Genomic DNA, 11,230 nt, shown 5'->3' on the forward strand with positions numbered 1-11,230 from the left:
CAATAGAGCTGCCCAAAATACCAGGGCAGCTTCTTTCATCCAAACACTTTTGATACCGCCTCTTCCAATTCCCTCTCCGTTGGCTTTGCATATCGTCGGGTTACATTAATATCCGAATGCCCCATCAGTTCCGCAACCGTGGCAATATCGATTCCATTAGCCACCAGCTCCCTGCCGTAGGTATGCCGTAACATGTGGGGGTGGATGTTGAACTTTTTGGCTAGCATGTCCTGGACACTTCTCTCGCTGATCCGTTTCTGATAATTGGAGAGAAACAGGGGCGGTAAATCGAGTGTCCCTTTCTCTCTTCGTTCCTCCAGATACCGTCTAAGATGAAAACGAGCCTCAACCGGCAACGGGACCCGACGGGAGACACTTCCTTTCCCTTCTCTCACCAGCACACTCCCTGATCGCTCTCCCATGGTGACATCCTCTTGGTTCAAGGCAACCAATTCGGATACCCTCAATCCGGTATAGAGCAGCATGTAAACGATGGCGATATTTCTTCGCTTCCCCTCTCTCTCCACTTCCCGCAGAATTCGGTTTCGCTCATTGCGATCCAGCGACTTGGGCGCGATATTCTGGGTTCTGCGAACTTCTGGTCGACGAATTCCTTCCATTATATAGGTTTTTTTCTGGAACCGAGCAAAAGAGGATAAACAAGCAAAATGGTTGTTGATCGTGGATGGCTTTTTGCCTTCCTGTTCCATGTCATTCATATAACTTTGGATATCGACCCGAGTGAGGTTATTCAAGTCGCCACCATTTTTCGTGACGAATTTTTCGAATTGCGAAAGGATGTTTCGATACGTTCGAATCGTTTTTGGACTCATTCCTTCCTCTTCGAGATGGGTTAAAAACGCATCAATGAGTTTTACGCAACTTTTTTTCACGCTTAGCACCTCCGTGAGACTCGATTTTTTCGTTCGCGATTTATGTAGAGGTTGCGGAAAAGGTATGTTTTACGCAACTTTTGATTTTAAGAAAAAGAAGCGAAATTTGCTTCGATCTACTTGACATTTTATCATAGGATGGTCAAAAAATGAATCAAAATCCCGAATAAAAGAAATGAAGCGTCAGAATCCAAATCACCCCGAAACCTAAGGCTACCCTCGATGGGGCAGCCTCTTTTTTTTGGGGGTTCTCTGAACAATCGGCGGCTTCCCTCTATCTCTTCAACAGTTCAATCAGAATCTGGGCTAGTCCGATCATTACCATCACTTGCTCCCAGGTGATATATTTGTTTCCCATGGTGTGGCCCCCTTAGTTTTGTCGTTCAATATACATTACCGACGCGAAAACCCAATTGCACACACGGGAGTGAATTTTTTTCCTCCCATCCATGGATTCTCGCTCACATCGATTTAAAGTAGCTGCCCAGGTATTCCGGGCAGCTTATTTCATCAACTCCACAACAAGAGAGATGATGGCCAAGATGATACCTAACTGCTCCCAAGTCACCGGTTGTCTCATCAAATCCCTCCTTTGGATCAAAAAAAGGACGCCCAGAGTTGGACGTCCTCATTCCTTATATACGAGGCAAATCAGCTTCTGTCACATAAACGGGGATATTTTTATCCCCTCATTTCTAATATACGAGCCCAACAGGGGTGCTCGCGCAAAAATCATGAAAAAAATTCCCCCTCACTATTAATACGCACAGTGAATAAATGAAAAAGGACATAATGAGCAAAAAAACCCCCTCACTGTAGAAGACCCCAGTCCCTTAATGGATCCTAATCAGTTTCTTTGAAAGATCTGTTCGCCAAAATCTCTTTTTCATTACCCCTCGTTGTGGTAAAATGAATGTCGATCCATCGTTGAAATACAGTTCTCACCGCTCCGTTTTTATGGCGGAGCGGTCATTTTATTTTATCAGGAGTGTCGAGCGTCTCTTTTAGGCCCAGAATCGTTCCTTCTACTCCTTACTAAAGAAAAAATAAAGCCTGTCCCAAAAAAGGGGCAAGCTTTTTAAGAAATCAAAGGAAGCGATAGTCAAGTTTTTTATTGAAGAGCGATAGCGAAGTCGCTTTTTTTATTTGTTATCTTAGAAGACGAAGACCGTACCCTGTTTCAATCCTCCTACCCGAGGTGTATTTATTGATCCTTTTTATGAGGCTTATCTGCGTCTGTATTGATCCAGTTTCAATCCTCTCTCCTGAGGTGTATTTATTGATCCAGCGTTCACTGTACTCCTTAATGTTATTGAGTTTATCCGTGATTTTCCGAACACCTCCTCGATTTGCCCAAGTTTCGGGATTTTTTAACTGGATCACCTCCATCCCAAAAGCCTGATTCCCCTTTATTTTTGCGGGCTTTGGCGTTTCCGAACAACCCTTGGGTTCTTTTCGAAGCTTCCGGTGTTCGCCAATCCAATACCGAAATACCAATTTACTTTCCTTTTTCCAGTTTCTCTACCCGTTTCTTCAATGCCAGTACCGATTTGTCAATCCGAAACGTGGTAGCTTCCAATGCTTGAATTTTGTCCTCATGAAGATTGTGGCGAGCCACTTCCTCCACTTGATTTTCGAGAATATCCTCTGCAGATTCTCTGACCACCCGCTCCACATCACCAAGTCGCATCTTGATCGCGGCCAACTCCTGGTCGATATTCTCAAAACGCTGATCCATCTTCTCGTGGATCTTCGCGAATTCCTCCTGCAAAAACTTAATCAAGTCATCCATCCGAATGCCTCCTTACTGTGATTATATCATGGAAAAATGATGAAATCGTTAATCTTGTTTAATTCAGATTCACTTTTTTCTGATCTTTCGACTTTCTCTCTATGTGGACGAACTGGCGTTTTCGTTTAAAAAGGAAGATGTAAAAACGGCGGAAAATCAAAAAGTCATCTGCACTATGATAGACCACAAGAGGCGATTAGAAGCCTTTTTCTGCTAAAGTGCACCCATTGGGTAGGTTTTTACTAATTATCAGAGTATAATCAAATTAACCACAACAAGGAGATGAGAAAATGAAAATCAAAAATTATGACCACATGATTATCATTCAAGAGAATCTGTTTGCACCACTGGGCAATCTCATCCCGATCATCACAAATTGGAACTCAGTCTGCGGTTTCATGTAGTAGGGGATCGTGAATCACAGTACGCATCACCAAATTGGTGGATTACGGCGCCTTTTGCGATTAGGAGTATGAGAACCCTTTTGTTATAATAGAATCGGGTCATGGTGGGTGGCAGCGCCCAAGCCGCTTTCACGGTTCCAAGAAACAGCGGCAAAATACCGCTGTCTTGGCGATCGCTTCTATCTTGCTTCCAGACAAGCCTACCAAACTTCCATACAAAATGACGGGTGAAGTGGAACCGAACCGGGTTAAAGACCGTCCCATGTAGTACCGGCTTTGCAAGTAATACAATCCGGTTTCCTTATCGTAGCGGTAGCCTGCGTAGGTATAGGGGTTGACGACGGTACCCGTTTGGCTGACGAGTTTGCCGAAGGCATCGTAGGTATACGTATTTACCACGGCACCGGTGCTATCGGTGAGTGCGACGACATCGCCATGACCATTTAATTGGTAGAAATACGTTTTCCCGCCCCGGGTCATGCTCACAGGCAGATTGTTGTCATCATCGGCCGGGGCTTCCGCTCCGGAAGCCCCTGAGTGCGGAGATACCGCCGAACGGTATTTCGGGCATATCCCGCTTCTCTCGAAATCTCCCGAATACTCTTGCCAGTCGCCTTCAATTCGTGTAATTTAATCACAGTCCCACTCCCTAACATAAGTCCCCCTCCGAAGAAAATTGGCGTTTTCGTTTCGAAGGGGATTTATTCGACGGGAGTGGGTCAATTCTTTTTCGGCGATCCTAGGTCAATTATAAGACGGCTGTAACAATTTTGGTGGGCTTAAATTAACTATACGAGGAGGGGTTAAACCGTGAAATTAAAATCAAGATATTTCGTTTTGTCTGTTGATCCAATATTGAAGATAAAACTCTTGAAAAAGAAAAGTAAAGAACCCACTTATTCTTCCTGAAATCACCTGTAGATTTAAGATGGCCCTGTATCGAAAAGCAACAATGATTGAAGCGATTATGGTAAATGGGGGTAAGCCATTTATCATAAATATATCTTTATGTTTTATCCAAATCCCAACCAACATCAAAGGGTTTTTATCTATCATAAACACCTCAATAAGAATTAATAACAAATTTAAAGTGTTAACGATCAACAAAAAATAAGGTTCCCAAGTTATTTCCCTTTCGGAAAAATCGGACTTAAGCATTTTCCTTCTAGAAAAATACCAATAACAAGAATAGAAATTATATGTAATGACATCTAAAATAATCATGAGTAAAATTGAAGTGCGTTTATAAAGGTAGACTGCCATCACAAATCCCCCAATATTTTGGTTTTTAATAATAACAATTTCTTAGAAAAAGGCTGATGACATTGGTCAACAGCCTTCTAAATATCACCATCTATTCACCAATCGGTGAAGATATCTTTCTATTACTGTTAATTTATTGTCAATATATCTACCAATTCTCGTATGATCAAACCAAGTTTCATATGCAAACAACTTATTACCAACTGAAGAAACATAACTTACAATATTTGCTACCTTGCCTAATGCATATCCACCTATCGCTCCACGTATGAAGGAGAAGATTGACCTTCTAAATACTAACCTTCCAAAATGAACATCGAAAAAATGAAGCTCTCTCGATAAAGCCCTAATTCCCATAAAAGATCTAATCGCTGAGCCAAACCCACCGGTAAAGAAAAATGCCAAATCAGTTAAAGTATTTGCGCGAAGGTCACTAAAAATAGCACTAACAATCGAATTTAGCAATCTTTTTAAATAGGATTTCCATCCCCAAGACCATTGACCAGATGGGTCTACATTGGAAATAGGATTATTTTCCGCATAAACATATTTATTCAAACTCAACGGCTCGTTTACAAATCCATCAAACGTATCCCTCGTCAAAAACCTCCCCGTCTCTGGATTATAGTACCGGCTTTGCAAGTAATACAATCCGGTTTCCTTGTCATAGCGGTACCCTGCATAGGTATAGGGGTTTTCCACCGTTCCGGTTCGGCCGACGAGGTTGCCGAAGGCATCGTAGGTATACGTATTTACCACGGCATCGGTGCTATCTATGAGTGCCACTACATCCCCATGACCGTTCAATTGGTAGAAGTATGTTTTTCCGCCCCGGGTCATGCTGACGGGAAGATTGTTATCATCGTAGGTGTAGCTGGCGACAACCGCCCCACTTTGATCGGTTTCATAAGACACATTATTTCTTTGGTCATAGTGGAACGTGATCGTGCCGGAAGCGGTGGTCATGGTTTTGCGCATGCCATCAGCCCGGTAGGTGAACGAGGCGATGGTGTTGCCGCTGCTGTCTTTCACCTGAATCAGGTGGTTGGCCGCGTCGTAGACATAGGTTTTGCTGCCATCGCTGGTCAGGTTGCCGTTGGCGTCGTAGGTATAGTTCGTGCCGTTGACCGAAGTGAGTTGGTCAGCATCATCGTATGTGTACGTTGTGGTGGTGCTGTTTCCGCCTTGGGTGACTTTCTTGGTGAGACGGTTGCCCGTTTCGTCATAGGTGTATTCGATCACCGTTCCGTCTGGCCGGGTTTCTTTGGTCAATTGGTCCAGTGCGTCATACTGGTAAGACGTCGTTTTTGGCGGGTTGGTGCCATCCGTTTCGGTCACGGAGGTGATCCGCCCCTTGTTGTCATACGCGTAGACAAAGCTGTAGAGCAGGTTGCCGTATTTGTCGAAGATGTCCCGTTCCACCAAGTCCTCGGCGCCGTTGTAGCGGTTAAAGGTCATGTTGCCGTCGGCTGTTTTGCGGCGGGCCACCTGGTCTTGCTCGTTGTAGTTAAACCAGGCCTGGTTTGCCCCGTTGGACGTGATTTTGGTCAATTGGTTATTACTGTTGTAGGCAAATCCTTGCGTGATCACCGTGCTGCCGGCGGTCAGCTTTTGCTGGGTGACGTTGCCGTTCGCATCATAAGTGTAATCGGTCTGGTTGCTGTTCGGCTCCTGAACGGAAGTCAGGCGATTGTCGGCGTCATAGCTGTAGTTGGTCGATGTGCCCGTCGTTTCGTCCGTTTCCTTGGTGAGATTGTTGTTCGCGTCATATTGGAAGCTGTAGACTTGCGTTCCATTGTAGGAAACCGAATTTTGCCGGTTCACGCTGTCATAGCCGTATTCGACCGTGTTGCCGTTCGGCTGGCTGACCTTGGTAGTGAGTTGGGCGGCATCATCATAGGTATACGTTGTGGTGGTGCTGTTTCCGCCCTGGGTGACCTTCTTGGTGAGACGGTTGTCACCGTCAAAGCTGTACTTGGCTGAACTATTTTTAGCTATTTTGCGGGACGAGTCCACGATCGAGGCCAGTTTTTTCGATGAATTAAAGTTGTACCTGGTCTGATCCGGCGTGATGATGGTAAAAGTGTTGTCCCCGTTTTTCACCAGAGTGAGGTTGACTCCTCCGGAAGCCTTATACGTCCCTGTGGGAGTTCCCTCCGATCCGTACTCCGGTGCAAAGGTATGGGTGGTGCCATCCGCATCCGTATAGACGATCGGCCCGCTATAGCTCATCCTCAGGCTTTGTTCCAGGTTGGACGTCCAGCCGTACCCGAAAATCCCGCTGGACTTGGACCGACTGTTGTAGGAACGGTCGATGGAGAGCCCGGTGCCGCGCCCATCAATGCTGACATCGGAATCTTCCAGGTAAAAGTTGCCGTTATAGGTGTTGACATTGGTGACGGCGGAAGTCCAGAAGCTTTCCACCCCGATCGGGTCGATGGTGTAAGTGACGGTCAGCATCGGCTTTTGCGAAGGATAGGTCGCATAATCGCTGGAGCGGAATGACTTGCGGTTGTCGCTTTCTTTATTCAGGCGCAACATCACCCCATAGTTGGAAGTGGTCCCACCATACCACTGTTTGACCAAAGAGGTAATGTCAAAATCATAGAAACCCACATCAGAAACGTTGGTGCTGGTGATCAGAGTCCCTGTTGCAGGCACTTGGGTCCATTTGATCCCGGTCGATGTCCAATCGCTTGCCACAGAGTAGAGGTCAACTTGTTCCGGCTGGGTTGTTGAATATTGATACAATGTAAGCTTGGCGGAAGTAATATTAGCCGAGCTCAATAAGGGAGCAAGTCCAAATTTGATGTAAGAGCGGTATACTCCTGTGCCATAGATGGAATCGGTGTAGGTTCCGGTGATGAGATACGGATCGCCGGCAAAATTGACATTTTGCGCAGCGGTTGCGCTGCTGATGCTGGCGTCAAAGGTCTTGTCCGATCCCTGTACCGAAATGGACGGGTCGATGGTAACCGGGTAAGCACGGCTGGAGTCTTTGAGCCAGTCATCGTCCGGTTTCAGATCGATATAGGTGTTCTTTCCCTCGGTTCGCAAGGAAAACTGCACCTTGTCGGAGGTGGCGTTTTTCGCATCGACCGCGGGATGGTGAACAGCGTTTTTCCCTTGGCATCCACAAATGCCACCGAGCCGTTAGCCTGTTCTTTTGGTTGCACGTTTTTTGTCTTCAAGGAAAGGGTATATACAGATTGTCCCGTGTATTTGTGCAGTACCCATCCTTCTTTGACACCGGTGTTGGTGACAGTGTAGGTGAGATCGGTGTCCGGGTACACATCGGGATAGGTAACCATGTTCTCTTTTTTCTGTGCTGTGGTGTTTGCTCCGCCGGTCAGGCCGAAATCCGCTTCGGCTTGTCCGAGTCGGAAGCGCACCACTTTTTTTCCGCGGCTGTGGTTTGCAAAGCCGACCCGGAATTTATTGCCGCGGTTGATATAGGGGAGATCCGAGTCCAGGGCGCTCTTTCCCGCCGATTCGACATGGTTGTCGATATCTGCCCATTTGCCGTTTTGCTTATAGTGGATCGGTTCCGAATATTCCTTCAATACATAGGTCTTTTGGTCCGGATTGAGGAACGTTTTGGAGTTTTCCGTGCGCAAGGCTTCGATTTCCACCGGTTTGGGATCCGGTGCAGCCAGGGCCTGATAAACCCAGTCTGGCCACAAGGTGAATATCAGGGTGAGAATGACGGCCAGAAAGATCATTCTGCGGTAAGGCAAGTAATGCCTGGAGTAGAAGAACTGCAAACGCATCCCTCGCTTTTCATAGAATTGTCTTTTTTTGTAATAACATTTTCAGATTTACGAAATAAATTTACCTCCGTCCTTTTCGCTTTGCAAGATAGTTTTAATTACATTTAGATTACAAATTTTAAATTTTAAATTTTAAATAAAAATTGTTTATTAATGGATAATTTTATTTCTTATGCAAGATACTTCATTCTTTTTGCTGGATCGATTGAATGATTTTGGGAGTCTTTTTCTGTGAAGGTGTCGTAAGGGGAGAATGTGGGGGCGCCCCCTTTGATTCCCGTTCCTGGCCGGTCAGTTGCGCCAAAAAGACATGGATGTATTCCATTGTTTGCGAAAACGGGAATGAATTCGGTTAGTTTCGGAAGCAACTATTCAAATGCAGTGAACTCATGGACAAATGGGAAACTTCTGTGATAATGATATAAAAATAGAGGGATGAACGAATAAAGTTGTGAAATAAATAGAGAGGATTTGCGTTGCTTTCTCCGATCCGGGAAAAGATCGAAAGGGAATAAAGGAGATTTTTGTATGGCCTATCATATTGGCATAGAGTTATCGCCCTCTTATTTCAAGCTGGCGGAAGTGAAAAGGAATCGTCGGGGAATCACGCTTCAGCAGTATGTCGTCCATCCCTTTCCGGGGATCTGGTCCAAGGATGCGGCATTTTTGGAGCGGGAAGAGCTGGTTCAGACGATTCAGGAGGCGCTGCTGGGGCGTGAATTGCATACGGAGCGGGTTCATGTCGGGATCAGTTGTCATGAAGTGGTGTTCAAACACGTGACCGTCCCGGAGATGCCCAAGCGGAAATACCGCAGGTGGATTGAGGAGCACCTGCTTTCTGTGTTGGATTTGCCTTTTCCCGATCCGGCGTTTGACTACCAGCTGGTCGATCATGTCTGGGCCGATGGGGACGAGCAGAAAATCTTGCTGGCCCTGATTTCCAAGTCGTATATCGACACCTTGACCAGGGTGCTTCGCTATTGCGGTCTGGATCCGACTCATATCGATCTGTCTCCTTTTTCGCTATTTCGTTGGATCAATGCCAGCAGAGAGATCGCTTCGGCTCATACGGTGATTGTGCAAATTTCCAAGACGGAAGTGGAAGTCAGTTTTTTTGTCGATGGAAAATTCACCGATATCCGTCCGTTTCACTTGCCGCTTACCTTCTTTCTCGACGGGGCAGACCGTCCGTATCCGGATCCGTTAAAGCCGGTTCTGCAGGAGGAATCGGAGGTGGCGCGCTATGGGAGGGCGCTTTTTTCGCGGTTGACAGAGTGGATGGATCAAACAGGGAAAAGACGTTTTCTTAAGCCGGGAGCACAGTGGATTCTCACAGGAGAAGGATTGGATCTGTATCTGCTGGAACATTGGCTGAACCAACAGACTGAAGCAGCCGTCAGTGTTGCCCCGCCCGCGGAATTGGTCATGACCGAACGCTTGAGAGAAAAGGCCTCCCGTTGGGTCGGCACCTCCCTTTCCGTTCCGCTGGGCTTGGTTTTGCGCGAGGGGGAGGTGCTGCAACCATGAATTTTCTGCCAAGGCAACCGCTGGTTAAACGCTGGTTTTATCTATGGCTCTCTTTGATTCTTGTCATTTTCGTGTCAGGAGTGGCGGGCATCGAACTGGTGAATGACAAGTTGAAGGAAAGAGTGGAACAAATGGAGCAGCGGGTGGAGTCCAAGCGGAAAACGGTAAACGATGCGATGGAAAAGGAACGGGCCGAAAAGAAGTTTTTCAAGGAACACGGCGCTGAGTTTGCCTACCGGGATACGGTAAGGAAAGCGGATCAGCAGCGCATTGAGTGGCAGCAGGGAGTCGAGGCGCTGATGGGCTCGTTGCCGCCACAGACGAAACTGTTTGAACTGAGCGGCGTGGGCAACCGGCTGTATGGCTGGGGCTTGTTTTCCGATGCAGCCGTTGCATCCGATTTTGTCAATAAAACGGTAAACGGGAACCGTGACAAGGTTCAACAGGGATGGATTGATTGCATCGGCGATTCCTGTACGGATCTGTCGGTGAAGACCAATGACAATAAAAATGGGGTGATCGTCCGCTTTCATTTTGATCTGAAAGAGACAGATCCCGATGAAGCCGAAGACGAGCAAAATGCGAAACAAAGGGGGGAACTGCCATTCGAAAGCCTGTTTCCCCAAGGAGATGGAAGTCAGGGACAACTCTTTTGAGTGCGGTCGCGATCGGACTTATTCTGTGGCTTATCCTCTATTATTTTGAGATCAGGCCGGTTTATCTGAAGTTTGAGATGCTGCGGCAGGAAGAAACGGCGCTGAATGCCAATCTGAAGCGCTATGAAAAATATATGAGCATCACCTGGTCTCTGCCGCTCGGACTTTCCGATTTTGAACGGGAGCAACTGGGCAAACAAGTGCCGGCAGGTGAGAACCACCCCGAATTCATGGTGCAATTGGAGCAGGACATCACCAAGGCCGGGGCCGTCCCCCTGCATCTGGAGCTGGTCGGCGACATAAGTGAAGCGCTCCGGGTACAGAAGAGCGGGGCTGACACCATAACAGACGATTCGTACAGTACGGAGCAGCTGGCGAAGGAACTGAACCTGGTTCAGTCTCCCGATCTCAAGCCGATTTGGGTGAAACTGGAGGTAAAGGCAACGAGAAGCCAGTTTACCGATCTGTTGCAGAACCTTTACAACAATGAACGCCTCGTCACTGTCGTCAGCTGGGATTATCGCTATACAGATGAGACCAAGCCGGAAACGGGAACGATTTATGCCGGTGTCTATTACTATACCGGCAAGGTGCAGGCACAGGATCAACCGGAATAAACAAGAAGAAAACGGCCTGCATCAAGAGCAAAGAAATTGCCTTGGACGGCATCAGAAAAGATCCGATTGCGGTGCTTCAGACTTCACGGTGGACGACGGGGATGGATGCTTTTCTTTGCTCCCGGTTTCTACGTCACAAAGGCCGCTGCAGAAAAACTTCCACCTCTATGTGTAAAAAATTTTCCAAAAAACTCAAGACCCTTTGGGGTCTTTGAGGTTGTTGACAAAGAAGGTCAACAGCCTTTTTTTGTTGAAAAGGTATAAAAAAAATTCCGAAGGAAGGTTTCTATGTTCAGGACGAATTCATC

At 46.7% G+C, this 11,230-nt stretch carries 8 protein-coding genes and 1 pseudogene; 3 read left to right on the plus strand and 6 right to left on the minus strand.

The genetic code is table 11. The annotated features are described in order from the left end of the window. Positions 1-35 precede the first annotated feature (35 nt). The 6 genes and pseudogenes from I8U17_RS15890 to I8U17_RS15915 form a co-directional block, all read right to left on the minus strand. On the minus strand, positions 36-893 hold the full coding sequence (locus I8U17_RS15890) for a tyrosine-type recombinase/integrase (RefSeq protein WP_198055928.1): 858 nt from the start codon (positions 891-893) through the stop codon (positions 36-38). A gap of 1,498 nt (positions 894-2,391) precedes the next feature. Further along, entirely contained in the window at positions 2,392-2,685 is a 294-nt protein-coding gene (locus tag I8U17_RS15895) for a hypothetical protein (protein WP_198055929.1), read from the minus strand. A 533-nt stretch (positions 2,686-3,218) separates the two neighbouring features. Beyond that, positions 3,219-3,569 carry an RHS repeat-associated core domain-containing protein gene (locus tag I8U17_RS15900; protein WP_198055976.1) on the minus strand — a complete coding sequence of 117 codons (351 nt, stop codon included), beginning with the start codon at positions 3,567-3,569 and terminating at the stop codon, positions 3,219-3,221. A gap of 26 nt (positions 3,570-3,595) precedes the next feature. Beyond that, a pseudogene (locus tag I8U17_RS15905) lies at positions 3,596-3,745 on the minus strand (IS21 family transposase); the annotation flags it as partial. Positions 3,746-4,436: 691 nt separating this feature from the next. After that, positions 4,437-7,409 carry a DNRLRE domain-containing protein gene (locus tag I8U17_RS15910; protein ID WP_198059785.1) on the minus strand — a complete coding sequence of 991 codons (2,973 nt, stop codon included), beginning with the start codon at positions 7,407-7,409 and terminating at the stop codon, positions 4,437-4,439. After that, positions 7,373-8,122: a hypothetical protein gene (locus I8U17_RS15915; RefSeq protein WP_198055931.1), complete on the minus strand. Its 750-nt coding sequence runs from the start codon at positions 8,120-8,122 to the stop codon at positions 7,373-7,375. Before I8U17_RS15915 ends, I8U17_RS15910 begins: the two co-directional genes overlap by 37 nt. Positions 8,123-8,650: 528 nt before the next feature. Here I8U17_RS15915 and pilM point away from each other — a divergent pair. Genes pilM through I8U17_RS15930 form a run of 3 tightly spaced genes read left to right on the plus strand, consistent with a single transcriptional unit; the run spans position 8,651 to position 10,922 of the window. Next, complete coding sequence (gene pilM, locus I8U17_RS15920) at positions 8,651-9,649, plus strand: type IV pilus biogenesis protein PilM (protein ID WP_033100327.1); 999 nt, start codon at positions 8,651-8,653, stop codon at positions 9,647-9,649. Then, positions 9,646-10,305 (plus strand): hypothetical protein, encoded by a 660-nt coding sequence (locus I8U17_RS15925; protein ID WP_033100326.1) that lies wholly within the window; start codon positions 9,646-9,648, stop codon positions 10,303-10,305. The genes pilM and I8U17_RS15925 overlap by 4 nt, the downstream gene beginning before the upstream one ends. Then, on the plus strand, positions 10,302-10,922 hold the full coding sequence (locus I8U17_RS15930; RefSeq protein WP_198055932.1) for a hypothetical protein: 621 nt from the start codon (positions 10,302-10,304) through the stop codon (positions 10,920-10,922). The genes I8U17_RS15925 and I8U17_RS15930 overlap by 4 nt, the downstream gene beginning before the upstream one ends. The last annotated feature ends 308 nt before the right edge of the window (positions 10,923-11,230 follow it).

This window comes from Thermoactinomyces sp. CICC 10521 (genome assembly GCF_016055135.1).
GTDB classification, from domain to species: Bacteria; Bacillota; Bacilli; order Thermoactinomycetales; family Thermoactinomycetaceae; genus Thermoactinomyces_A; species Thermoactinomyces_A daqus.